21 protein-coding genes and 2 tRNA genes are annotated in these 22,824 nt (G+C 75.1%); 13 read left to right on the forward strand and 10 right to left on the reverse strand.

The window, feature by feature from the left end:
• The first annotated feature begins 20 nt into the window (after positions 1–20).
• Positions 21–275, forward strand: a complete 255-nt coding sequence (locus HKK73_RS10765) for a DUF6480 family protein (protein ID WP_043654002.1) — start codon at positions 21–23, stop codon at positions 273–275.
• Here HKK73_RS10765 and HKK73_RS10770 read toward each other — a convergent pair.
• On the reverse strand, positions 251–1,591 hold the full coding sequence (locus tag HKK73_RS10770; RefSeq protein WP_171467972.1) for a UDP-glucose/GDP-mannose dehydrogenase family protein: 1,341 nt from the start codon (positions 1,589–1,591) through the stop codon (positions 251–253). The genes HKK73_RS10765 and HKK73_RS10770 overlap by 25 nt on opposite strands.
• Positions 1,588–2,634 (reverse strand): NAD-dependent epimerase/dehydratase family protein, encoded by a 1,047-nt coding sequence (locus HKK73_RS10775; RefSeq protein WP_171467973.1) that lies wholly within the window; start codon positions 2,632–2,634, stop codon positions 1,588–1,590. The genes HKK73_RS10770 and HKK73_RS10775 overlap by 4 nt, the downstream gene beginning before the upstream one ends.
• 280 nt (positions 2,635–2,914) lie before the next feature.
• Between HKK73_RS10775 and HKK73_RS10780 the strand changes: the two genes are divergently transcribed.
• Positions 2,915–4,255, forward strand: a complete 1,341-nt coding sequence (locus tag HKK73_RS10780; RefSeq protein WP_171467974.1) for an APC family permease — start codon at positions 2,915–2,917, stop codon at positions 4,253–4,255.
• A gap of 36 nt (positions 4,256–4,291) precedes the next feature.
• Here HKK73_RS10780 and HKK73_RS10785 read toward each other — a convergent pair whose 3' ends face one another.
• Complete coding sequence (locus HKK73_RS10785; RefSeq protein WP_171467975.1) at positions 4,292–5,314, reverse strand: LacI family DNA-binding transcriptional regulator; 1,023 nt, start codon at positions 5,312–5,314, stop codon at positions 4,292–4,294.
• 175 nt (positions 5,315–5,489) lie between these two features.
• Between HKK73_RS10785 and HKK73_RS10790 the strand changes: the two genes are divergently transcribed.
• From HKK73_RS10790 to HKK73_RS10810, 5 genes are all read left to right on the forward strand, one after another.
• Positions 5,490–6,233: a glutamine amidotransferase gene (locus HKK73_RS10790; RefSeq protein ID WP_021483621.1), complete on the forward strand. Its 744-nt coding sequence runs from the start codon at positions 5,490–5,492 to the stop codon at positions 6,231–6,233.
• Positions 6,233–7,153, forward strand: coding sequence for a ribokinase (locus HKK73_RS10795; RefSeq protein ID WP_043653989.1), 921 nt, complete (start codon positions 6,233–6,235; stop codon positions 7,151–7,153). Before HKK73_RS10790 ends, HKK73_RS10795 begins: the two co-directional genes overlap by 1 nt.
• 93 nt (positions 7,154–7,246) lie before the next feature.
• Entirely contained in the window at positions 7,247–8,308 is a 1,062-nt protein-coding gene (locus HKK73_RS10800) for a DMT family transporter (RefSeq protein ID WP_216607979.1), read from the forward strand.
• Entirely contained in the window at positions 8,305–9,354 is a 1,050-nt protein-coding gene (locus HKK73_RS10805) for a phosphotriesterase (protein WP_171467977.1), read from the forward strand. The genes HKK73_RS10800 and HKK73_RS10805 overlap by 4 nt, the downstream gene beginning before the upstream one ends.
• A gap of 110 nt (positions 9,355–9,464) precedes the next feature.
• Positions 9,465–10,040: a CueP family metal-binding protein gene (locus HKK73_RS10810; RefSeq protein ID WP_171467978.1), complete on the forward strand. Its 576-nt coding sequence runs from the start codon at positions 9,465–9,467 to the stop codon at positions 10,038–10,040.
• 98 nt (positions 10,041–10,138) lie between these two features.
• Here HKK73_RS10810 and HKK73_RS10815 read toward each other — a convergent pair whose 3' ends face one another.
• The gene (locus HKK73_RS10815; protein WP_171467979.1) at positions 10,139–11,584 is read right to left on the reverse strand and encodes a ThuA domain-containing protein; all 1,446 of its coding nucleotides are present in this window, start codon (positions 11,582–11,584) and stop codon (positions 10,139–10,141) included.
• A gap of 280 nt (positions 11,585–11,864) precedes the next feature.
• On the opposite strand from HKK73_RS10815, the gene HKK73_RS10820 reads away from it, so the two are divergent.
• On the forward strand, positions 11,865–12,635 hold the full coding sequence (locus HKK73_RS10820) for a response regulator transcription factor (protein WP_114553232.1): 771 nt from the start codon (positions 11,865–11,867) through the stop codon (positions 12,633–12,635).
• On the forward strand, positions 12,628–14,223 hold the full coding sequence (locus HKK73_RS10825; RefSeq protein WP_171467980.1) for a cell wall metabolism sensor histidine kinase WalK: 1,596 nt from the start codon (positions 12,628–12,630) through the stop codon (positions 14,221–14,223). The genes HKK73_RS10820 and HKK73_RS10825 overlap by 8 nt, the downstream gene beginning before the upstream one ends.
• Positions 14,224–14,313: 90 nt before the next feature.
• Here the strand turns inward: HKK73_RS10825 and HKK73_RS10830 are convergent, their stop codons facing one another.
• From HKK73_RS10830 to HKK73_RS19295, 4 genes are all read right to left on the reverse strand, one after another.
• Positions 14,314–15,486: an RtcB family protein gene (locus tag HKK73_RS10830; RefSeq protein WP_171468744.1), complete on the reverse strand. Its 1,173-nt coding sequence runs from the start codon at positions 15,484–15,486 to the stop codon at positions 14,314–14,316.
• Positions 15,487–15,607: 121 nt separating this feature from the next.
• Positions 15,608–15,680 (reverse strand) — tRNA-Arg (locus HKK73_RS10835).
• 44 nt (positions 15,681–15,724) lie between these two features.
• A tRNA-Arg gene (locus HKK73_RS10840) sits at positions 15,725–15,796 on the reverse strand.
• A 154-nt stretch (positions 15,797–15,950) separates the two neighbouring features.
• Positions 15,951–16,082, reverse strand: coding sequence for a hypothetical protein (locus tag HKK73_RS19295; protein ID WP_256380350.1), 132 nt, complete (start codon positions 16,080–16,082; stop codon positions 15,951–15,953).
• Positions 16,083–16,545: 463 nt separating this feature from the next.
• On the opposite strand from HKK73_RS19295, the gene HKK73_RS10845 reads away from it, so the two are divergent.
• Positions 16,546–17,373: a metal-dependent hydrolase gene (locus HKK73_RS10845; RefSeq protein ID WP_021482331.1), complete on the forward strand. Its 828-nt coding sequence runs from the start codon at positions 16,546–16,548 to the stop codon at positions 17,371–17,373.
• 8 nt (positions 17,374–17,381) lie between these two features.
• On the opposite strand, the gene HKK73_RS10850 is transcribed toward HKK73_RS10845, so the two are convergent.
• Positions 17,382–19,739, reverse strand: coding sequence for an HAD-IC family P-type ATPase (locus HKK73_RS10850; protein WP_253705620.1), 2,358 nt, complete (start codon positions 19,737–19,739; stop codon positions 17,382–17,384).
• Positions 19,740–20,176: 437 nt separating this feature from the next.
• On the opposite strand from HKK73_RS10850, the gene HKK73_RS10855 reads away from it, so the two are divergent.
• The 3 genes from HKK73_RS10855 to HKK73_RS10865 all read left to right on the forward strand — a co-directional run bounded on the left by HKK73_RS10855 (position 20,177) and on the right by HKK73_RS10865 (position 22,500).
• Entirely contained in the window at positions 20,177–21,007 is an 831-nt protein-coding gene (locus HKK73_RS10855; protein ID WP_216608092.1) for a serine protein kinase RIO, read from the forward strand.
• A gap of 39 nt (positions 21,008–21,046) precedes the next feature.
• Positions 21,047–22,036, forward strand: coding sequence for a Gfo/Idh/MocA family oxidoreductase (locus HKK73_RS10860; protein ID WP_171467982.1), 990 nt, complete (start codon positions 21,047–21,049; stop codon positions 22,034–22,036).
• A 62-nt stretch (positions 22,037–22,098) separates the two neighbouring features.
• Positions 22,099–22,500: a hypothetical protein gene (locus HKK73_RS10865; RefSeq protein ID WP_034653570.1), complete on the forward strand. Its 402-nt coding sequence runs from the start codon at positions 22,099–22,101 to the stop codon at positions 22,498–22,500.
• 27 nt (positions 22,501–22,527) lie between these two features.
• On the opposite strand, the gene HKK73_RS10870 is transcribed toward HKK73_RS10865, so the two are convergent.
• Positions 22,528–22,812: a hypothetical protein gene (locus HKK73_RS10870; RefSeq protein ID WP_171467983.1), complete on the reverse strand. Its 285-nt coding sequence runs from the start codon at positions 22,810–22,812 to the stop codon at positions 22,528–22,530.
• Between the last annotated feature and the right edge of the window lie 12 nt (positions 22,813–22,824).

Raw genomic sequence — 22,824 nt, forward strand, 5'->3', positions numbered from 1 at the left:
ACCGACGGAAGGACCGCACCATGACCGGACCCGCCTCCCCCGACCCCGACCCGCTGGACGCCTCGCACCGCTCGTCCGCGGCCGACTTCTCGGCGAGCGGCGACGTGCAGCCCGGCGAGACCCCGCCCGCGGAGGACCAGGTGAGCGCGCCGCAGGGCCACGAGGAGCACGGCCCGCACCGGGCCGTGCCGTGGGTCTGGATCGGGGTCGTCGGCGTGGTCGCCGTCGTGACGGCCCTGTTCTTCGTGGGCTACGCCGTGGGGCTGCTCGACTGAGGTCGTGCCGCGCGCGGCGCGGCGACGCCGAGCGAGCGCACGTCCCACCCGGCGGCACGCCACCGCGCGCCGTCGACGGCGTTGCGCGCGTCCACGAGGCGCGGTGACCGCACCACGTCGGCCAGGGTGTCGGGGTCGAGGTCGCGGTACTCGTCCCACTCGGTCGCGAGGACCACGACGTCGGCGCCGGTCGCCGCCTCGCGCGCGTCCGTGGCGTACCCGAGCTCGGGGGCGGCCGCCTGCGCGAGCGCGAGCGCCTGCGGGTCGGTGACGACGACGTCGGCCCCCTCGGCGGCGAGCGCCCGGGCCAGCGCGAGGGCGGGCGAGCTGCGCACGTCGTCGCTGTCCGGCTTGAACGCGGCGCCGAGCACCGCCACGCGTCGCCCAGCGAGCGAGCCGCCGCACGCGGTGCGCGCGAGCACGACTGCGCGCTCCCGGCAGCGGTCGTTGATGGCGTCGACCTCGTCGAGGAACGACACCGCCGGGCCGACGCCGAGCTCGCGCGCCCGGGCCGCGAACGCGCGGATGTCCTTGGGCAGGCAGCCGCCCCCGAACCCCAGGCCCACGCCCAGGTACTCGCCGCCGATCCGGCGGTCGAGCGCCATGGTGCCGACGAGCGCGACCGCGTCGCCGCCCGCGGCCTCGCACACCTCCGCGACCGCGTTGGCGAACGAGATCTTCGTCGCGAGGAACGCGTTGGCGGCCACCTTCGCGAGCTCCGCCGTCGCGAGGTCGGTCACGAGGCGGGGCACGCCGTCGTCGAGCAGCCGCGCGTAGACGGCATCGAGGCGCTCGACGAGCGCGTCGCCGTCGTCGGGCACGCCGTAGACGAGCCGGTCCGGGTGCAGCGTGTCCGCGACCGCGTGCCCCTCGCGCAGGAACTCGGGGTTCCAGGCGAGCCGGACGCCGTCGGGCAGGTCCGTCGCGAGCCTGGCGGCCGTGCCGACGGGGACGGTCGACTTGCCGACCACCACCGACCCCGGGCGCAGGTGGGGGCGCAGCCCCGCGAGCGCGGCCTCGAGCTGCTGCAGGTCCGCGACGCCGCTGCCCGCCGACTGCGGCGTGCCGACGCACAGGAAGTGGACGTCGGCGACGCCCGCGTGCGCGACGTCGGTCGAGAACGTGAGCGTCCCCGCGCCGCCCGGGTCGGCGAGCAGCGCGGCGAGACCCGGCTCGAAGAACGGGGCGCGGCCCTCGGCGAGCGCCGCGACGCGGGCCGGGTCGACGTCGATGCCGACGACCTCGTGCCCCAGGCGCGCGAGGGCCGCCGCGTGGACCGCCCCGAGGTAGCCGCAGCCGTGCACGGAGACCCTCATGCCGGCTCACCCGCCTCGCCGGCGGCGCCGCCGCGCGCCGCACCGACCGCGACGGGCGTCTCGCCGCCGCCGTCGGCGCGGAACCAGTCGACCGTCCGGGCGAGGCCCTCGGCCCACCGCGTGCGGGCCCGCCAGCCGAGCGTGCGCTCGGCGAGGCTCGTGTCCGGCCGACGGCGGCGCGGGTCGTCCTCGGGCAGGTCGACGTGCACGATCCCGGCGTCGCTCCCCGTCGCCGCGAGCACGTCCCGCGCGACGCGCTCCACCGTGAGCTCCGTCGGGTCGCCGAGGTTCACCGGGCCCGGGTGGTCGGTGCGCGCGAACGCGAGGATGCCCTCGACGAGGTCGTCCACGAAGCACACCGACCGGGTCTGCGACCCGTCGCCCGCGACGGTCAGCGGCTCGCCCGCGAGCGCCTGCCGCACGAACGTCGGGACCATGCGGCCGTCGTGCCCGCGCATCCGCGGCCCGTACGTGTTGAAGATCCGCACGATCCCCGTGTCCACGCCGCGGCTGCGGCGGTACGCGGCGGTGGTCGCCTCCGCGAACCGCTTGGACTCGTCGTAGACGCTGCGCGGCCCGACGGGGTTCACGTGGCCCCAGTAGTCCTCGCGCTGCGGGTGCACCTCCGGGTCGCCGTACACCTCGGACGTCGAGGCGAGCACGAACCGCGCCCCCGCGCGCTCGGCCAGCTCGAGGCCGTGGCGGGTCCCCGCCGACCCTACGAGCAGGGTCTCGAGCGGGAGCCGGAGGTAGTCCACGGGCGAGGCGGGCGACGCGAGGTGCAGCACGAGGTCGACCCGTTCCGGGTCGGGCACGTCGATCCCGGCACTGACGTCTCCCTCGACGAAGCGGAACCGCGGCTCGTCACGCAGCGCGTCGAGGTTGCGGACCCGCCCGGTCGACAGGTCGTCGACGCACACGACCTCGACGCCCTGTCCCACCAGCGCCTCGCACACGTGGCTGCCCACGAACCCGGCACCGCCCAGCACGACGGCGCGGCGCACGGTGCGGGCAGCGCTCGAGGTCTCCGGGGTGTCGCTCATGCTCGTCTCCTCGCGACGGAGCGCGACGCAGGCACGCGGGGACGATCTCCGTCCCGCCGGTCGCGCTCGTGCGGACGGGCTCGTGGCTGGACCCGGGGCTCCCACGCTCACACGCCTCCTGTCGGCTCGCACGGCGGCTCACACGCCTCCTGTCGGCTCGCACGGCGGCTCGCACGCCGTGCCCGCGCGGGTTCGTCCGGGCGCACGGGACGGGCGCACGTGGCGGGCGCACGGTCCGGCACCGGGCGCGAGCGATCCGGGGCCGTGGCACGGTGACGCGATGAGCGCACCGACCGCAACCCAGCAGCAGGCCGCCGACCCGGACACCAAGCTGTCCCGTTCGGTCGGGGGACGGCTCCTGTACCTCTTCATCCTCGGCGACGTGCTCGGCGCGGGCGTCTACGCGCTCGTCGGCGAGATGGCCGGCGAGGTGGGCGGCGCCGTCTGGCTGCCGCTCCTCGTCGCCCTCGGCCTCGCCCTGCTGACCGCCGGGTCGTACGCCGAGCTCGTGACCAAGTACCCGCAGGCCGGCGGCGCGGCCGTGTTCGCGGACCGCGCGTTCCGCAGCCCGCTCGTCTCGTTCCTCGTCGGGTTCTCCATGCTCGCGGCGGGCGTGACGAGCGCCGCGGGCCTCTCCCTGGCCTTCGCCGGCGACTACTTCGCGACGTTCGTCGACGCTCCCGACCGCCTCGTGGCCGTGCTGTTCCTCGCCGTCGTGGCGGCGCTCAACGCGCGCGGCATCAAGGAGTCGCTGCGCGCGAACGTCGCGATGACCGCGATCGAGCTGTCCGGGCTCGTGCTCGTCGTCGTGCTCGCCGCCGTCGTGCTGGGGCGCGGCGAGGGGTCGCCGGGCCGCGTCACGCAGTTCGCGGAGGGCACGACGCCGGCGCTCGCCGTCCTCGCGGCCGCCATCCTCGCCTACTACTCGTTCGTCGGGTTCGAGACGTCGGCGAACCTCGCCGAGGAGGTCCGCGACGTGCGCCGCACCTACCCGCGTGCGCTGTTCGGCGCGCTCGTCACCGCGGGCGTCGTGTACGTCGCGGTGGGCGTCGCCGCGGTCGCGGTCGTCGACCCCGAGACGCTCGCCGGGTCGACCGGGCCCCTGCTCGAGGTCGTCGACGCGGAGGGGTCGGTGCCCGCCTGGGTGTTCTCCCTCGTGGCGCTGATCGCCGTCGCGAACGGGGCGCTGCTCACGATGATCATGGCGAGCCGGCTCGCGTACGGCATGGCCGAGCAGGGCCTGCTCCCGGCCACGCTCGGGCGCGTGCTCCCACGGCGCCGCACGCCGTGGGTCGCGATCGTCGTGACGACCGTGGTCGCGATGGGGCTCGTGTTCACGGGCGACGTCGCGGGCCTCGCCGAGACCGTCGTGCTGCTCCTGCTGCTCGTGTTCGCCTCGACGAACGTCGCGGTCCTCGTGCTGCGCCGCGACCCGGTCGACGCGCCGCACTTCCGCGTCGCGACGGTCGTGCCGGTGCTGGGCGTGGCGTCGTGCGTCCTGCTCCTGACGCAGCAGGACGCCGTGACGTGGCTGCGCGCGGGCATCCTGCTCGCCATCGGCGCGGCGCTGTACGCCGTGATGCGCTGGACCCGCCGGGCCGCGGACGCGCGCGCGGCGTAGGGACCGCTCGCGACCGCCGGTGCGCGAGCCGCCGCGCTACGCGTCCGCGGGCCGGGCGACCGAGCCGCGGACGACGAGGTGCAGCGGCAGCACGGTGCGTGCGGGCGGGACCGCGGGCGGGGTGCCGGTCATCGAGCGCTCGATCGCGTCCATGGCGGCGAGCGCGAGCGCCGCGACGGGCTGCTCGAGCGTCGTGAGCTTGGGGCGCAGCCACTGGCCGACACGGATGCCGTCGCACCCGACGACCGAGAGGTCCTCGGGGATGGAGATGCCGTGCAGCTCGGCGGCGCCCAGCATCCCGACGGCCACGATGTCGCTGCCGACGAACACGGCCGTCGGCGCGTTCCCGGGCCGCGTGAGGTAGGGGAACGTCGAGGCGCCGAACTGCTCGGTGTACGGGCCGTGGCGCACGAGGTCCGGGTCGACGTCGAGGCCGGCGTCGTGCATCGCGTCGACGTAGCCGCGCAGGCGGTCCTGGGTCGTGGACAGCTCCGCGGGCCCGGCGACGTGGGCGATGCGCCGGTGCCCCTGCTGCACGAGGTAGCTCGTGGCCTGGTAGGCGCCGCCGTAGTTGTCGACGGTGATCGTCTCGACGGGCAGGTCGAGGTCGACCTCCTCGTCGATGACGACGACGGGCAGCCCGTCTGCGACGGCGCGCGCGAGCCGGTCGTCGGTGCGCGACATCCCCACGTAGACGACGCCGCCGAGCGAGCCGTCGCTCGCGAGGAGCTGGCCCAGGCCGGACTCGGCGTCGCCGTGCCGCGTCGACAGCGCGACGACGAGCGGGACGCGGCGGTCGCCCGCGAGGCGCGCGACCTCCTCGGCGAGGGCGGTGAAGAACGGGTTGACGAAGTCGGGCACGACGAGCGCGACCACCCCGGTGCGACGCTCGTCTTCGCGCGCGGCGGGACCGGGCGCGGGGACGACGTACCCCACCTCGCGCACCGCGGCGTCGATCCGCGCCGCCGTCTCCGGCTGGACGTTGAGCTGCCCGCGCAGGTAGCGCGACGCCGTCGAGGCCGACACGCCGGCACGTTGCGCAACACGCGTGAGCGTCATGGCTCCCCTTCCTCGGGGCGGTCCCCCAGATCCCCTGCACTCTACCGGGAGCGTCGGGCCGCGCACGGTGTTGACAGCCGCGCCGCTCGCCCCCTACGGTCTTGCGCAACGCTACACAACGTTGCGCAACGTCGTCGAGGACGTCGCCGCGCGACCTGATCGCAAGGAGGCCGGGATGAGCCGGGTTCTGCTCGCCGGGGAGTCGTGGATCAACGCGACCACCGACTACAAGGGGTACGACGCGTTCCCCCACGCCCAGCTCGAGATCGGGTGCGCGCGCCTGCTCGAGGCGCTGGCCGCCGAGGGCCACGAGGTCACGCACCTGCCCTCGCACCTCGTCGCCGAGGACTTCCCCTCCACGCTCGACGAGCTCGACGCCTACGACGTCGTGATCCTGTCGGACATCGGCGCCAACTCGCTCCTGCTCCCGCCGGTCGTGTTCTCCCAGGGGCGCCCGTTCCCGAACCGGCTCAAGCTCCTCGCCGAGTGGGTCCGCCGCGGCGGCGGCCTCATGATGGCCGGCGGCTACCTCAGCTTCCAGGGCTTCCAGGCCAAGGCCAACTACCACGGCACCGCCGTCGAGGCCGTCCTGCCCGTCGACATCCTCCCGTACGACGACCGCGAGGAGACCCCCGAGGGCATCGGCGGCACCCTGACCGACGTCGAGCACCCCGTCACCGCCGGCCTCGACCGCGAGTGGCCGATCCTCCTCGGCTACCAGCGCCTCACCGCCAAGGCCGACGCGACCGTCCTCGCCACCATCGAGGGCCGCCCGCTCGTCGCCGTCCGCAGCGAGGGCGAGGGGCGCACGCTCGCGTTCGCCTCCGACATCTCCCCGCACTGGGCCCCGCGCGAGTTCATGGACTGGGCCGGCTACGGCCCGCTGTTCGGCCAGGCCGTCACCTGGCTCGCGGGCTGATGACGCCCGAGGTGGTGGTCGTCGGCAGCCTGAACATGGACCTCAGGCTGACCGTCGACCGCCTGCCCCGCTCGGGCGAGACCGTCTCCGCGACGGGCCTCGTCCGCTCCCCCGGCGGCAAGGGCGCCAACCAGGCGGTCGCCGCCGCCCGGCTCGGCCGTCGCGTCGCCATGGTCGGCGCCGTCGGCGACGACGACGACGGCCGCGCGATCCGCCGCCGTCTCGCCGTCGAGGGCCTCGTCCTCGACGGCCTCGCGACGGCGGACCGCCCCACCGGCGTCGCCGTCGTGCTGTGGGAGCAGCCCGAGTCGACGATCGTCATCGAGCCCGGCGCGAACGCCGTCGTCGACGAGGCGTTCGTCACGGAGCGCGCCGACCTCGTCCGCGACGCGGCCGCCGTCCTGTGCCAGTGCGAGACGCCGCTCGGCGCCCTGCGCGCCGTCGCCGCCACCGCGACGGGCACCACGGTGCTCAACCCGGCGCCCGCCGTCCCGCTGCCCGCCCCCGTGCGTGCCGCGTTCCGCGTGCTCGTGCCCAACCGGTTCGAGCTCGCGACCCTCGTCGGCGCGAGCGACGAGCCCGTCGGCACCGACGCCGTGCTCGCCATGGTCCGCGCGCTCGACCACCCCGGGGACGTCGTCGTCACCCTCGGGGCCGACGGCGCGCTCGTCGTCCCCGCGGGAGGCGCACCCGTCACCGTCCCGGCGGAGCGCGTCGACGCCGTCGACACGACCGCCGCCGGCGACTCGTTCTGCGCGGCGCTCGCGGACGGCCTCCTCCACGGCGGCGACCTCGTCGAGTCCGCCCGCTGGGCAGCGCACGTCGCCGCCTCCACCACCACCCGCCACGGCGCCGTCGACTCCCTGCCGCGCGCCACCGACCTGGCCCCCGAGGGCACCAGGATTCCGCTCCACAGCTAAGTCCGACGTACCGTCGGAGGAAGGCACGGTCACGCAATGAAGCACACCACGCCGGCGACCACCGGTTCCCCGTCCGGCACTCAGGGAGGTGCTGTGAGCCCGTCAGCCCGCCGCAGCAGGGTCAAGGACACCGCGACCGCCCTGCTCGTCGTCGCGACCGTCCTCGCGGGGGCCCTCGGCCCCATGCAGGCGGCCGTCAACGGCCAGCTGGGCAAGACGATCGGCGACGGGCACGCCGCCGCCCTCATCTCGTTCGGGACCGGCCTGGTCCTCATGTTCGTCGTCGTGTTCGCGCGCCCCGCGACCCGACGCGAGGCGCTCGCGATCCCCGGCCTGATCCGCTCGCGAACCATCCCGTGGTGGAACTACCTCGCGGGCCTGTGCGGGGCCGTCATCGTCCTGTCCGAGGGCGTCACCGTCGGCGTCCTCGGCGTCGCGACGTTCCAGATCTCGCTCATCTCCGGTCTCGTCATCTCGGGCGTCATCTGCGACCGCCTCGGCGTCACGGCGTCCGTCAAGCAGCCGCTCACCACCACGCGCCTGCTCGGCGCGGCGCTCGCCATCGCGGCGACCGTCGTCGTCATCTCGCCGAGCTTCTCCGTGCCGCACACGATCGTCCTCGCGATCATGCCGTTCGTGGGCGGTCTGCTCGCCGGCTGGCAGCCTGCCGGCAACGCGGCCGTCGCCGACGTCACCGGGTCGATGCTCGTCTCGATCGGCTGGAACTTCCTCGTGGGCTTCACCGCCCTGCTGATCGCCTACCTCGTGCGCGCGGCCGTGGGCGGCGTCGACTTCCAGCTCCCGAGCGAGTGGTGGATGTACCTGGGCGGACCGCTCGGCCTGCTGTCCATCGCGCTCATGGCGCTGCTCGTGCGCGGCCTCGGCCTCCTCCTGCTCGGCCTCGCCTCGGTCGCGGGCCAGCTCGTCGGCTCGCTCGTCCTCGACGCCGCGATCCCCGCGCTCGGCCACACCGTGCACGTCGCGACCGTCATCGGCACGGTCATCGCGCTCGTCGCCGCCGGGATCGGCATGATCCCGTCCGGCAAGGCCGCGCACGCCGACGGCCCGGACGCCCCCGGCGGCCCGGACGGACCCGACGCGGGCGTCGCGGCGGCCGTCGCGGGTGGCGAGGCCGGCGAGACGAGCGCGCGATGAGCGTCACGCCCGCCGGCCACGTCCAGACGGTCACCGGCCGCGCCGCGGCCGCGGACCTCGGCCTCACGCTCCCCCACGAGCACCTCTTCAACGACCTGTCCGGGGTGCTCGACCCGCCGAGCTACCGCTTCTCCGAGGCGGTCGTCGAGGCCCCGGTCTCTGCGTCGGTCGCGTGGGCGCTGCGCCAGGACCCGTACTGCTGCGCGGACAACATCGCCGACAAGCCGGTCGCCGCGGTCGCGGCGGAGCTCGAGAGCTTCGCCGCGCTGGGCGGGCGCACGATCGTCGACGCGACGTCGAGCGCCGCGATCGGGCGCAACCCCGAGCGCCTCGCGGAGGTCGCGCGCCGCACGGGCCTGCACGTGGTCGCGGGCTGCGGCGCGTACCTCGAGAAGTTCGAGGGCGACCGCATCGCCGCCGCGGCCGTGGACGCCCAGGCGTCCGCGATCGTCGCGGAGCTCGCCGACGGGATCGGCGGGACCGGCGTGCGGCCCGGCATCATCGGCGAGATCGGCGTCTCGCCGTCGTTCACGCCGGGCGAGGCCGCGTCCCTGCGCGCCGCAGCCCTCGCGCAGCGCGAGCACCCGCACGTCGCGCTGCAGGTGCACCTGCCCGGCTGGCAGCGCCGCGCGCACGAGGTGCTCGACCTCGTGCTCGACGAGGTGGGCGTGCGCCCGGAGAAGGTCGTGCTGTGCCACATGGACCCGTCCGCCGACGACCCGGGCTACCAGCGGTCCGTGGCCGAGCGCGGCGTCTGGCTCGAGTTCGACATGGTCGGCATGGACATCACCTTCCCGAAGGAGGGCGTGTCCCCCGACCCGCACACGACCGCGGCCGCGGTGCAGCGCCTCGTGGAGGCCGGTCACGCGGGCCAGGTGCTGCTCAGCCACGACGTGTTCCTCAAGCAGATGTGGGTGCAGCACGGCGGCAACGGGTTCGCCTACGTCCCGACGGTGTTCACCGAGATGCTCGCCGCGCGCGGGGTGCCGCGCGACGTGCTCGCGCGCCTCACGCACGACAACCCGGTGGCGATGCTCACCGCGTGACGCGACGCCGTCCGCCACCCGCACGGCCGGGGCCCGCCAGGGTCCCGGCCGTCGGCGCGCCCGGGACCTCCGGCCCTGGTCACGGCGTCGCGCTCTGAGAGGATCGGCGCATGAGACGACGTGCCCTCCCGACCCTCGTGGCCGCCGTGGCCGCCACCGCCCTCGTGCTCGCCGGCTGCTCCGGCGGGTCCCCGGAGCCCTCCGCGCTGGACGCCCTGCTCGACCGCCACGACCTCGCCGGGCTCAGCGGCCAGGAGGTCGTCGACCGCCTGGAAGGGCTCGAGGCCGCCGATCGACCGACCGACCTCGTGGCCTCCGTCCGCGCGGCGGAGCTCGTGCTCGCCGACGAGTCGTACGAGACCACGGTCCCGCTGCCCGAGGACACGTTCTACCTCTCCGTCGCGCCCTTCGTGGACGAGACGCACGAGTGCTTCTACCACTCGCTCACCACGTGCCAGGGCGAGCTCGCGGGCGAGCCGGTCTCGGTGACCGTGGTCGACGCGGCCACCGGCGACGCGCTCGTCGAGGAGGACACGACGCTCGGCGCCAACGGCTTCGTGGGCTACTGGCTCCCGCGCGACGTCGACGCGGAGCTGCGCGTCGAGCACGACGGCCGGGTCGGCACCACGACCGTCTCGACGCGCGACGACGACCCCACCTGCCTCACGACCCTCCAGCTCGTCTGACGCGCGACGGGCGCGCCCGGCGGCGTCCCGTCCCGCGCACGACGACGCCCGCCGCACCGGGGTGCGACGGGCGTCGTGCCTGCTGGGCCGGGGAGGCGTCAGGCGGTGCCGCCGAAGTCGACCACGAGCTCCTCGGTGACCGTCTCGCCGTCGCGCTCGGCGGTGGCGGTGACCGTCACCTGCCCCGCGGGTACCTCGACGAGGCGCGTCGCGAAGGCCTGGTAGGCGTTCTTGGTCGGCGCGACGGCCGCGAACTCCTTGGTCCCGTACGGCGTGGCGACCGTGAGGTCCACGGCCGTGTCGTCCTGGTTGACCACCCGGACCGCGAGGTACTGCTTGCCGCCCATGGTGCGCAGCTCGGCCTCGGCCGAGAGGTCGAGCGCGGGGCCGTCGTCGACGAGCGCCGACTGCCAGTCGACGAGGTCGTCGATCTTCGTGCCGAGCAGCGCGCGGTCGCCCGCCGCCGCCGACAGGTGGTCGACGAGCGACCGCGCGCCGCCGAGCACCTGGACGGCCGTCGCGGGGTCGTCCGCGTCGGCCGCGCTGCGCGCGCTGCCGAGCAGCGACGAGATCGCGCCGGCGATGACGCCGTCGCCCACCGCGGAGGTGTTCAGGCCCGCCACGAGCTCGTCGACCTCGCCGAAGGTGACGCAGTTGCCACCGCCCTCGACGACGCCCGCGGTCCACTCGACGCCCTTGAGGACGTGCTCGAGGAACAGCGGGTCGGTCCACGAGGCGTCGGTGTGCCCGGCGCCCTCGTACCAGGAGCGACCGCCCTCGAAGTTCTGGCACCACGCGATCGGGTGGTCCTCGTCCATCGCGTTGTTGCCCGGGTTGTACGTCGACTCGTCGAGCGTGATGAGGACGTGGACGTCCTCGCGCGGGTTGGTCGTGTAGTTGTACCACTCGTCGAACCGCTCCCAGACGGCGGGCAGGTGCGCCGTCGAGGGGTGGCCCGGGCTCTCGACGCGCATCGTCGCCGTCTGCTGCTGCGGGTGGCTGACGAACCGCGCGCCGCCGCCCGTGAGCTGGCTGTACCAGGGCACGGTGTGCATCGTGTCCGTCGCCGCGTGCAGGCCCACGAACCCGCCGCCGCCCCGGATGTAGCCCTGGAACGCGGCGAGCTCGGCGTCGTCCAGGAGGCGCGGCGTGGCCGGGTTGAGGGAGTTGGTGTTGTCGACCGGCGACGCGAAGACGATGGTCGCGTACTGCGCGAGGTCCTCGGCGCTCGTGAAGGGCGAGGAGTCCATCGTCAGGTCCGGCTGACCGGGCGAGCCGCTGCCCCACCACCCCGCCGAGCTGTTCGGCGGGTCCCACACGTCGACCGTGAAGCCGTTGTCGGCGCCGAGCTCGATGAGCGCGCGCGTGGTGTCGTCGATGTGCGAGTGGCGGAAGCCGAGCGTCTCACCGACGACGAGGATCTTGTAGTCCTCCTCGTCGGCGGCCGCCGGGCCCGCGGTCATGAGCGTGGCACCGCCCACGAGCGGCAGCGCGGCGGCCGCAGCCACCGCCCGCCGGAACGTCATGCCGCTGAACAAATCCATGCGTGCTTCTCCCTCGTCGTCGAGAGCGCGAGCCGGAGGGTCGCCGACGGCGACCCCACGGGGCGACGCGCGCACTCCTGCGTGCGTGGACGTCGGCTGCTGCCGATGCAGCGAGTTTTGACGGCAGGCGCACAAAAGTCAAGGTTTCAACGACTCGCGACTGCGGTTTCTCACCCCGGCTCGCGGCGCGCGTCGGGCGGGGACCGGGCCGGCCGCGGGGCACAGCGAGCGCACAGGGTCACCACAGGCACGCCTCCGCGTCCCGCGCGACCCTGGGAGCATGACCGCAGCCCCCGCCCCCGTCGGCCGCCCGGACCAGCCGCGCCTCACGCGCCCGGACGGCTCCCCCGTCCGCGTCCTCGTGGTCGACGACGAGCCGAACCTCGCCGAGCTGCTCACCTCGGCGCTGCGGTACGAGGGCTGGGACGTCTCCACCGCGCTCGACGGGCACACCGCGATCCGCACCGCGCGGGAGACCGGGCCGGACGTCGTCGTGCTCGACGTCATGCTCCCCGACATGGACGGGCTCACCGTCCTGCGCCGCCTGCGCGAGCGCGACGCCGACGTGCCCGTGCTGTTCCTCACCGCGCGCGACGCCGTCGAGGACCGCGTCGCCGGGCTCACCGCGGGCGGCGACGACTACGTGACCAAGCCGTTCAGCCTGGAAGAGGTCGTCGCCCGGCTGCGCGGGCTGCTGCGCCGCGGCGGTGCGACCGCCCAGCGCGAGGACTCGGTGCTCGTCGTCGGCGACCTCGAGCTCGACGAGGACGCGCACGAGGTGCGGCGCGGGGGCGAGGAGATCCGGCTCACCGCGACCGAGTTCGAGCTCCTGCGGTACTTCATGCGCAACCCGCGCCGCGTGCTGTCCAAGGCGCAGATCCTCGACCGCGTCTGGAACTACGACTTCGGCGGCCAGGCCAACATCGTCGAGCTCTACGTCTCCTACCTGCGCCGCAAGATCGACAAGGGCCGCGCGCCCATGATCCACACGCTGCGCGGGGTCGGGTACGTGCTCAAGCCCGCCGCCGACGCGGAGAGCGCCCGTGCCTGACCTCGGCACGACCCGCCCGACGGCCACCGGCAGGGACCGGCGGCCCACCGCGCTACGTCGGCGCCTCGTGCTCGTGCTCGCGGCCGTCGTGCTGCTCGTCACCGTCGGGCTCGCCGTCGCGTCCGCCGTCGTGCTGCGCACCCAGCTCGTCGCCCAGGTCGACCACGAGCTGCGCCAGGCGAGCGACCGGCTCGCCCGCGGCAACGGCCCCGCGCAGCCCCCGGACGGCACCGGCGACGCGTCCGGGCCGGAGCCCGACGGCCCCGACGACCCGTCGCGCTTCCCCGCGGGCACCGGCCCCGGCAGCGCCGTGCTGCGGTACGACGGCGGCGAGCTCGTCCTCGCGGAGTACGTCACCCCGGACCTCCAGCGCGTGACGCTCGACGACGCCCAGGTCGCGACGCTCGAGGACGTCCCCGCCGACGGCGCCGCGCACGACGTCGACCTCCCCGACCTGGGGTCGTTCCGCGCCGTGCACCGCACCACCGCGGACGGGCAGCCCGTCGTCGTCGCGTCGAGCACCGCCCAGGTCGATGCGACCGTCGAGAGGTACGTGCTCGTCGAGGCCGCGCTCGGCGCGGCCGGAGTCCTCGCGGCCGTGCTCCTCGGCACCTGGCTCGTGCGGCGCTCGCTGCGCCCGCTCGACGACGTCGCCGCCGCCGCGGGCCGCGTCTCCGAGCTCGAGCTCGCGCAGGGCGAGATCGACGCCATCCCGCGCGTCCCGGACGACCTCACCGACGAGCGCACGGAGGTCGGCCAGGTGGGCGCCGCGCTCAACCGGATGCTCGAGAACGTCGAGACCTCGCTCCAGGCGCGCCACGACTCCGAGACCCAGGTGCGGCGGTTCGTCGCCGACGCGAGCCACGAGCTGCGCACGCCGCTCGCCTCCATCCGCGGGTACGCCGAGCTCGTGCGCCGCTCCCCCGACGACGTGCCGCCCGCGACCGCGCGCTCGCTCGACCGCATCGAGGCCGAGGCCGTGCGCATGACCGGCCTCGTCGAGGACCTGCTGCTCCTCGCCCGGCTCGACGCCGGCCGCCCGCTCGACCGCGCGCCCGTCGACCTCGCCGTGCTCGCCGTGGACGCCGTCACGGACGCGCACGCCGCGGGACCCGACCACGACTGGGCGCTCGACCTGCCCGGCGCGGACGACCTCGACGTCGACCCGGCGTCCGGCGCCCCGGACCCGGACGACCTGCCGGACGACGCCGTCGACCTCGAGGTGACCGGCGACGAGGCCAGCCTGCGCCAGGTGCTGGCCAACCTCCTCGCCAACGCCCGCACGCACACCCCGCCCGGCACGCACGTGGACGTCCGGCTCTCCGCGGACGCCGACGCCGTCGTGCTCGCCGTCGCCGACGACGGGCCCGGCATCCCCGCGCCCCTGCGGCCGACGCTCCTGCGCCGCTTCACCCGCGGCGACGACGCCCGCAACCGCACCGGCGGCTCCACGGGCCTCGGGCTCGCGATCGTCGACGCGATCGTCACCGCCCACGGCGGCACGATCACCGTGACGTCCGCGACGGCGGACGAGCCCGGCCCCACCGGCACCACCGTCGCGGTCCGCCTCCCCCGAAACCACCCCTGACCGTCCCTCCGGGGCCGAGCAGGTGGTCCTGGCTCGTCCGAACCTCCGGACGCACCAGGACCACCTGCTCGCCGCGCCGGGACCGCCTGGTCAGCCCTTGACGCAGAGGAGCGTCGTGAGGCGGGCGACGACCTCGACGAGGTCGGACTGGGCACGGATGACCTCGTCGAGGTCCTTGTAGGCGGCCGGGATCTCGTCGAGCACCCCGGCGTCCTTGCGGCACTCCACGCCGGCCGTCTGGGCGGCGAGGTCGTCGAGCGTGAAGGTCTTCTTCGCCGTCGTGCGCGACATGCGACGGCCCGCGCCGTGCGACGCCGACCAGTACGACTCCGGGTTCCCGAGCCCGCGCACGATGTACGAGCCGGTGCCCATGGACCCCGGGATGAGCCCGAGGTCGCCCTTCCCGGCCCGGATCGCGCCCTTGCGGGTCACGACGAGCTCCTGGCCGTCGACGCGCTCGACCGCGACGTAGTTGTGGTGGACGTTCACGGCCTCGTCGAACGCGATCTCGCGGCCGGGGAACGACGCACGCACGGCGTCGACGACGAGCGTCATCATGACCGCGCGCGAGCGCGCCGCGTACTCCTGCGCCCACCACAGGTCGGCGAGGTATGCGTCCATCTCCGGCGTGCCGCCGAGGAACACGGCGAGCTCGCGGTCGACGAGCCCCTGGTTGTGCTCCAGGCGCTTCGCGACCGCGACGTGCTGCTCCGCGAGCGTCTTGCCGATGTTGCGCGACCCCGAGTGCAGCTGGAGCCAGACCTGCCCGTCGGTGTCCGTGCACAGCTCGACGAAGTGGTTTCCCCCGCCCAGCGTCCCGAGCTGACGGCGCGCGCGGCCCTCGATGTCCGAGACGCGCCCGTGCAGCCCGGAGAACCGCGACCAGAACGCGTCCGCGCCGCGCGCGATCTCGGCCGGGCCGCGACCGGAGATCGAGCGCAGCCGGTGCGGGTCGACCGGCTCGTCGTGCGCGTGGAAGCCGACGGGGATCGCGGCCTCGATGCGCGCGCGGACCGGCCCGAGGTCGTCGGGCAGGTCCTCCGCCGTGAGGGACGTGCGGACGCCGATCATCCCGCACCCGATGTCGACGCCGACGGCGTTGGGCGACACGGCGTCGCGCATCGCGATGACCGAGCCGACGGTCGCACCCTTGCCCAGGTGGACGTCGGGCATGACACGCACGCCCTCGACCCACGGCAGCGCGGCGATGTTGCGCAGCTGCTGCAGCGCGGCCGGCTCGACGGCGTGCTCGTGCGCCCACATGAGAGTGGGTGCCTTCGCGCCCGACAGCGGGACGGGGAACGTGTGGGCCTCGGTGCTCACGATGCTGACCTCCTCGGGTCGTCCTGACGATCATGACGCCGCCCCGGCTGGGGCGGCGAGGTGCGCACGGGAGGACTCGAACCCCCGACGCCCGGCTCCGGAAGCCGGCGCTCTGTCCGCTGAGCTACGCGCGCTGGTGCTCCTTAACGTCGAGCAGACGGGACGCGAGGCGTCCAGGTGCCCTCGGAGGGAGTCGAACCCCCGTCTCCGCTTCCGTAGAGCGGCGTCGTGTCCGTTGGACCACGAAGGCAGTGCTTTTCACCGCAGGCGCACGACAAATGCGCACCGACGGCGGAGAGAACAGGAAGGCAGCACGAGAAATGCACCCCGACCGGGTGCATTCCCGCACACGAAAAAGGCCGCCCCGGCGATGTCCGGGACGGCCTGTCGTGACGACGCTGTGGTCAGACGACAGGACCGCCGGGGTCGCCGGCGAGGAACGAGGACACGCTGAGATACGCCACGGGCAGCACGACGCGCGGCTGCTCGCAGGGCAGGACGGGACGTCGCCGGTCCTGCTGGACGGGTTCGCGCACGGCACTGCTCCTCTCGGTCATGTCGGGTGGTCCACGCACCGGAATGTCGTCGACCGAGGTAGACCGTACGCGCCTTTCCTGAACCGCACAACCCCATTTCTCGAATTCGTCGGAGAATCTTCGACCGCGGCCCGCGCACCACCCGGATATCCCGCCTGCCGGCCTTTCCTCACCGCAGACGAGCTCGCCCTCCCCCCCCGCCACCCCCGGCTCCCCGCGCGCCCTCCGCGCAGGACACGGCCTTCGTCTCCCCGTCAGGGCTCGGCCGGTCGGGCTCCGGCGACCGGCCCGGCTGGTACTCGGCCGCTTGGCACACTTTTCTCGTCGTCGGCGCGCAGGTCGTCGGCCTTCCGGGCGGTCGACCGGGACTGTCGGCGGCACCGGGTAGGGTTCCGGACGTTCCGGACAGACCTCCCGACGCCGACGAACCGCGCGCGGGCCCGACGACAGGAGATGCGCCGCCATGATGGGTGCCAACCACGCCGCGACGGGTGCGGCGGCGTGGATCGCCGTGACGTCGACGGCCCCGTTCGCCCTCGGCTGGCACCCCGTGTCGTCGGTCGGGGTCATGACGGGTGCGGTCGTGTGCGCCGGGGCCGCGCTCCTCCCCGACGCCGACCACCACAACGGCACGTTCGCGCACTCGCTGCCGCCCGTGAGCGAGTGGGTGTCCGACGCCGTGGAGACGGTCGCGGGCGGGCACCGCCAGGGCACGCACTCGTTCCTCGGCATCGCGGTGTTCACCACGCTCGCCTGGCTCGCGGGCCTCGTCACGGTCGAGACGGCCAGCTTCGGCACGGTCTACGTCGGCGGCGGGCTGCTCGCCGTGCTGCTCGTCGCGCTCGCGCTCAAGGCGCTCAAGCTCACGCGGCGCGGCAAGCTCGTGCCATGGGTGACGTCGCTCACCGTCGCCGTGCTCGTCGCCCTGTTCTCCCCGGAGGAGTGGAACTGGCTCCCCGTCGCGGTCGGGCTCGGCGTCGCGATCCACATCCTCGGCGACGTGCTCACGACCAACGGCGCCCCCCTGCTGTGGCCGGTGAAGATCCGCTCGCCGCGCTGGGTGCGGCGCTCGCTCGTCGTCGACGACGTGTGGCGCCCGAGCGGGAGCTTCGCCCTCCCCCTGCTCGGCTCCACAGGGTCGGTGCGCGAGTGGATCCTCGCGACGGCCGTCGGGATGTACGCGACGGTCGGGTTCGTGTGGTCGGCGCTCGACCAGATGGGCTTCGACACCCTGGGCACGTACGAGCGCGTGGTGGCGGCGATCCAGGTCCTCGCGTCCGGGGCGGCCTGAGCCCGTCCTCAGCCGACGGCGCGGGCGCGGGGGACGCGCGCCATCGACCACCGCAGCGCCTCGGTGAGGAGGATCGCGAGCGCGCCGCACGCCAGGCCGACGCCGAGCGTCGCGGGGTCGGAGACGTCGAGCGACAGGAGCTCCCTCGCCGCGGGGACGCTGAAGAGCGCCACGTAGAACACCGCGCAGGAGCCGACCAGGACGACCTTCCACGCCGTGTACGGACGCGCCACGACGGCGAGCACCCACAGGGCGCCGACGAGCAGGGTGACGAGCGCAGCGGTGGACGCGCGGACCTCCTCCGGGGCGAGCGTGTCCGTCGGGCCGCCCAGCGACGCCCCGCCCGCGCCCGGGTCCACCACGAGGTAGCACAGGAACGTCATGACGCCGATCGAGACGCCCGCGGGCACCGCGAGCCGGAGCACCCTCGGCACGAAGCCCGGGCGCGCCCGCTCGTCGTTGGGCGCCAGGGACATGACGAACGCGGGGACCCCGATGGTGAACCACGCCGCGACGGTCACGTGGATCGGCAGGAACGGGTAGGAGACGGGCGCAGCCCCGAGGAGCCAGGCGCCGACCCCGGCGAGGCCGACGAGGACGGCGAGCACCACCGCGTACACGGTCTTGGTGAGGAAGAGGTGCGCGACCCGTTCGATGTTCCCGATCACCCGGCGCCCTTCCCCGACGACGGACGGCAGCGTCGCGAAGCGGTCGTCCAGCAGGACGATCTGCGCCACGGACCGCGCGGCCGGGCTCCCCGACCCCATGGCCACGCCGATGTCCGCGTCCTTGAGGGCCAGCACGTCGTTCACGCCGTCCCCCGTCATGGCGACGGTGTGCCCGCGCGCCTGCAGCGCCCCGACGACGGCCCGCTTCTGGTCCGGTCGCACCCGGCCGAACGTCGTGGCCCCCTCCACGACCGTCGCGAGCTCCTCGCGGTCGGCGGGCAGGGTCCGGGCGTCGACCGACGTCTCGGGACCGCCCAGGCCGAGGGACCGCGCGACCGCGGCGACGGACACCGGGTTGTCGCCCGAGACGACCTTCACCGTGACGCCCTGGGCGTCGAAGTAGTCCAGCGTCTGCCGGGCGTCCGCGCGCACCCGCTGCTCGAGCGCGACGAGCGCCCGCGGGACGAGGTGCCCCGGGGCGCCTCCGTCCGGGGTGGCGGCGTCGACCGGGGCGTCGGTCGACGCGACGAGAAGCACCCGCAGGCCGTCGGCGCCGAGCGCCGTCGCCCGGCGCGCCACGTCGGACCGGGGGTCCAGCAGCACGTCCGCCGCGCCGAGCACCCAGCTCCCCTGCGGGCCGTCGGCGTCCACGAACGACATGCCGGACCACTTCGCGGCCGACGAGAACGGGACGACGGCGGTCGCCCGCCAGGCCGGTGCGTCCGGGAACGCCTCCGCGACCGCGGCGACGGACGCGTTGGGCCGCGGGTCGAGGGCGGCGAGCGCCGCCAGGGCGCGTTCCACCTCGTCCCGGGGGCCGTCGAGCACGTCCACCCGGGCGAGGCGCATCCCGTTCTCCGTGAGCGTGCCTGTCTTGTCCGCGCACACCACGTCGACGCGCGCCAGCCCCTCGATGGCCGGCAGCTCCTGCACGAGGCACCGCCGTCGGCCGAGCCGGACCACCCCGATCGCGAAGGCGACGGAGGTCAGGAGCACCAGGCCCTCGGGGACCATGGGCACGAGGGCCGCGACCATGCCGAGCACGGACTGCCGGAAACCCTGCCGCGAGATGACGAGCTGGTTCACCACCGTGAGGACGCCCGCGGGCACCAGCAGCCACGTGATGACCCGCAGGATCGAGTCGATGCCGGACCGCAGCTCCGAGCGCACGAGCGTGAACGCGCTCGCCTCGTGCGCGATCCGCGCGGCGTACGCGGCCGGGCCGACGTCCGTCGCCCGGTAGGCGCCCGAGCCGGCCACCACGAAGCTCCCGGACAGGAGGCGGTCCCCGGGCCTCTTCACGACGGGGTCGGCCTCGCCCGTGAGGAGGGACTCGTCGACCTCGAGCGAGGCGGACTCGACCACCGGACCGTCGACCACGACCTGGTCCCCGGCGCCGAGCTCGACGACGTCGTCGACGACGACGTCCGCCTGGTCGACCTCCGTCACCGCCCCGTCGCGGCGCACGCGCACGGGCGCCCGCCCCACGATCGCCAGCGCGTCCAGGGTGCGCTTCGCGCGCAGCTCCTGGACGATCCCGATGCCGGCGTTGGCGAGGATCGCGAGACCGAAGAGGCTGTTGATGAGCGAGCCCGTGCTCAGCGCCAGGACGAGGAGCACCCCGAGCAGGGCGTTGATCCGCGTCGCGGTGTTGGCCCGGACGATGTCCCAGGTCGTGCGCCCCGAACGGGGCGGCAACCGGTTGACCCTGCCGTCGGCGACGCGTTCTTCGACGTCTCGTGACGTCAGTCCCGCAGCCCTCGTCGACGGCGCCGTCATGGGCGCGATCGTATCCGCCGTAATTCCGTTGCGCCGGGCCGCGCGGCGATGAGACGGTCGCAGCACGTCGCCCGCGTCGTCGGGCACCGGAGGAGAGGAGGAACGCCATGAGCTGGACGACCCCCGCTCGCGTGTCCACCACCCCCGGGAGCACCCACCGCCGCTGACCGGTCCACGACCGCTCGCGACGACCGTCCCCGACCGCCGCCCGGCGGCCGCGGCGACGCGCGCTCCCCTCCTCCGAGGAGCCCCCCGTGCCCGAGCACGACCTGCCGTACCCCGACCTCTCCCTCCCGCCCGCCCTGGCGCGCGACCCCCGCACTCCCCCGCCGCGCCGCCTGCGGCGCCTCGCCGACCTGGCCGACGCCGAGGCCGAGGCCGGCGTCCTCGACGCGGCGCTCGGCGACGACCAGCGCTGGTCCACGTGGTCCGCCGTCGAGAAGGGACAGCGCGGGCCGGAGCCGCGCCCGGACTGGGTGGTGACGGCCGACGCGGCCCTCGACACCGAGCTCGGCCTGCTCAAGACCGGCAAGGAGGCGGACGTCTTCCTCCTGGAGCGGGCCGTCCCCGGCGACCCCGCGCGCCGCAGCCTGCTCGCCGCGAAGCGCTACCGCGACCTCGACCACCGCTCGTTCCGGCGCGACACCGTCTACACCGAGGACCGCCGCGTGCGCCGGACGCGCGACCGTCGCGCCCTCGACCGCAAGTCGCGCTACGGCCGCCAGGTCGCGGCCGGGCAGTGGGCCGCGGCGGAGTTCGCCGCGCTGTGCGAGCTGTGGTCGGCCGGTGTGCCCGTCCCGTACCCCGTCCAGATCGACGGCGACGAGATCCTCATGGAGTTCGTCGGCACGTCCGACGGCGTCTCGCACGAGGCCGCGCCCCGGCTCGCGCGCACGCGGCCCGACCGCGACCTCCTCGCGTCGTGGTGGGACCAGGTCCGCGACGCCATGGCCGTGCTCGCCCGGCTCGGCTACGCGCACGGCGACCTGTCGCCGTACAACGTCCTGGCGGACGGCGAGCGGATCGTCGTCATCGACCTGCCGCAGGTCGTGGACCTCGTGGCGAACCCGTTCGGCACCGAGCTCCTGCTGCGCGACTGCCGCACGATGTCCGCGTGGTTCGCCGGGCGCGGGCTCGAGACGGACGCCGACGAGCTCTTCGCGGTGCTGCTCGCCCAGGCGTGGTGAGGACCGGGCGGCTCGGCCGTCCGTGCGACGATCGACCGCGTGCTGCGCCTCGCCCTCGTCGGTCTCGACTCGTCCCACGCCGACCACTACGTGCGGCTCGTGGCCGCCGAGCGGCGCTGGCCCGGCGTCCGGCTCGTGGCGCTCGTCGACGGGGAGCCCGGCCGCCGGGCGGAGCTCGCCGCGGCCGGCGGGCTGCTCCTGGACGCGGGCGACGCCACCGTGCCCGACGTCGTCGGGCACGTCGACGCCGCGATCGTCGCCCACCGCGCGGGGCGGCGGCACGGCACCGCGGCGCGCGCGCTCCTCGCGGCGGGCGTCCCGGTGCTCGTGGACAAGCCGTTCGCCGCGTCGGTGGCCGACGCGCGGGCGACGCTCGACGTGGCGCGCGCGCACGGCACGGCCGTGACGACGGCGTCCGCGCTGCGGTTCGCGCCCGAGGTCGCGGCGGCGCGCGCCGCCCTCGCGACCGCCGACGGAGGTTCCGTCGCGCCGCGCGTCGCCGCGGCACCGTCGTCGCCACCCAAGCCAGCGGCGTCGCCGCCCGGGCCCGCCGTCGAGGTGTCCGGCCCGGCGGACCCGCACGACGAGCGCGACGGGCTGTTCTTCCTCGGCATCCACGTCGTCGAGGCGGCGCGCGCCGTCGTCGGTGCGCCGCCCGGGGCGGCGTGGTCGCCGCCCGCCGTGACGCGCTCGGCGGACGGCATCGTCGCCACGACGCGGCTGGGCGGTGTCGACGTCCGGCTGCTCCTCCTGGACCCGGGCGCCCACCCCACCGCGGGGTTCGCGGTCGCGGTGCGCACGCCCCGCGGCGTCGAGCGCACCGAGGTGGTGCTCGACGCCGACTACCTCGTCCCGGTGGTCGAGCACGGGCTCGCGGTCCTCGCGCCCGGGACCACCACGACGGCGCCTACCGCGGCGCGCACGACGGCGGACCCCGCCGACGACGCGGGCCGGGTCGCCGCCGAGCACGCGACGATCCTCGCCGACCTCGCGCTCCTCGAGCAGGTCGGCGCGGCCCTGCGGCCCTGACCCCGGGCCCCGGAGCTCCCGCCGCCCGCGCCGGGGCGCGGCGGACGGGGTAGAACGGGACCATGGAGCCCTCCACCGAGTCCTTCGACGCCGACGACGTCCGCACGTTCCTCACGACCTACGGCGTCGCGCTCTCGACGGGCGACCTCGACACGATCGGCGAGAGCTACGCCTTCCCGGCGCTCGTCGTCGGCACGACCGGTTCGGTGCTCCTCGGCGACCCCGAGGACGTGCGCGCGTCGACGGCCGAGCTCGCCCGGGGGTTCCGCGAGCGCGGGCTCGTCGGCGTGGTCGCGCACCTCGTCGGGGTCGAGGAGGTCGGCGACGCGCTCGTCTGGGCGCACGCGCGCTGGAGCTACCGCGACGAGTACGCGAACGAGCAGGAGGCGCAGGAGGTGCGGTACCTGCTGCGCCGCGCACGGGACACGTTCGAGGTGTGCGTCGCGGTGCCGGTCGGCCCGTAGGCCGCGCCGACCCGCGAGCGCCCCGGGTCAGGACAGCCGGTTGTCCCGGTCCTCCCACGGCGACGCGGCGGACGACCGCCCGGGGGAGGCGACGTCGTCGGGCTGGAGCGCCCGCACGACGAACGACCCCGCGGCGAGCACGACGCCCCCGGTGAACGCGACCTGCAGCACGGTGAGCAGCACGCCCACGAACCAGGTACCGACGAACGCGTAGGTGACGTTCATGAGCCCGATGTTCTGGACGAGCGCGCTCCCGACGGTCAGGCCGAGCCCGGTCCAGAGCATCGTGCGGGCGGTGAGACGGGGCGGCATCACGGGTTCCTC

It is taken from the genome of Cellulosimicrobium sp. 72-3 (assembly GCF_013127315.1).
GTDB lineage: Bacteria > Actinomycetota > Actinomycetes > Actinomycetales > Cellulomonadaceae > Cellulosimicrobium > Cellulosimicrobium funkei.

Bases quoted from the DNA above. Each gene is read 5' to 3' on its own strand.
- HKK73_RS10845 (WP_021482331.1), top strand. From the start codon at position 16,546: ATGATGGGTGCCAACCACGCCGCGACGGGTGCGGCGGCGTGGATCGCC.
- HKK73_RS10870 (WP_171467983.1), bottom strand. From the start codon at position 22,812: ATGCCGCCCCGTCTCACCGCCCGCACGATGCTCTGGACCGGGCTCGGC.
- HKK73_RS10785 (WP_171467975.1), bottom strand. From the start codon at position 5,314: ATGACGCTCACGCGTGTTGCGCAACGTGCCGGCGTGTCGGCCTCGACG.
- HKK73_RS10820 (WP_114553232.1), top strand. From the start codon at position 11,865: ATGACCGCAGCCCCCGCCCCCGTCGGCCGCCCGGACCAGCCGCGCCTC.
- HKK73_RS10805 (WP_171467977.1), top strand. From the start codon at position 8,305: ATGAGCGTCACGCCCGCCGGCCACGTCCAGACGGTCACCGGCCGCGCC.
- HKK73_RS10765 (WP_043654002.1), top strand. From the start codon at position 21: ATGACCGGACCCGCCTCCCCCGACCCCGACCCGCTGGACGCCTCGCAC.
- HKK73_RS10795 (WP_043653989.1), top strand. From the start codon at position 6,233: ATGACGCCCGAGGTGGTGGTCGTCGGCAGCCTGAACATGGACCTCAGG.
- HKK73_RS10775 (WP_171467973.1), bottom strand. From the start codon at position 2,634: ATGAGCGACACCCCGGAGACCTCGAGCGCTGCCCGCACCGTGCGCCGC.
- HKK73_RS10815 (WP_171467979.1), bottom strand. From the start codon at position 11,584: ATGGATTTGTTCAGCGGCATGACGTTCCGGCGGGCGGTGGCTGCGGCC.
- HKK73_RS10780 (WP_171467974.1), top strand. From the start codon at position 2,915: ATGAGCGCACCGACCGCAACCCAGCAGCAGGCCGCCGACCCGGACACC.
- HKK73_RS10790 (WP_021483621.1), top strand. From the start codon at position 5,490: ATGAGCCGGGTTCTGCTCGCCGGGGAGTCGTGGATCAACGCGACCACC.
- HKK73_RS10865 (WP_034653570.1), top strand. From the start codon at position 22,099: ATGGAGCCCTCCACCGAGTCCTTCGACGCCGACGACGTCCGCACGTTC.
- HKK73_RS10830 (WP_171468744.1), bottom strand. From the start codon at position 15,486: ATGTGGGCGCACGAGCACGCCGTCGAGCCGGCCGCGCTGCAGCAGCTG.
- HKK73_RS10770 (WP_171467972.1), bottom strand. From the start codon at position 1,591: ATGAGGGTCTCCGTGCACGGCTGCGGCTACCTCGGGGCGGTCCACGCG.
- HKK73_RS10810 (WP_171467978.1), top strand. From the start codon at position 9,465: ATGAGACGACGTGCCCTCCCGACCCTCGTGGCCGCCGTGGCCGCCACC.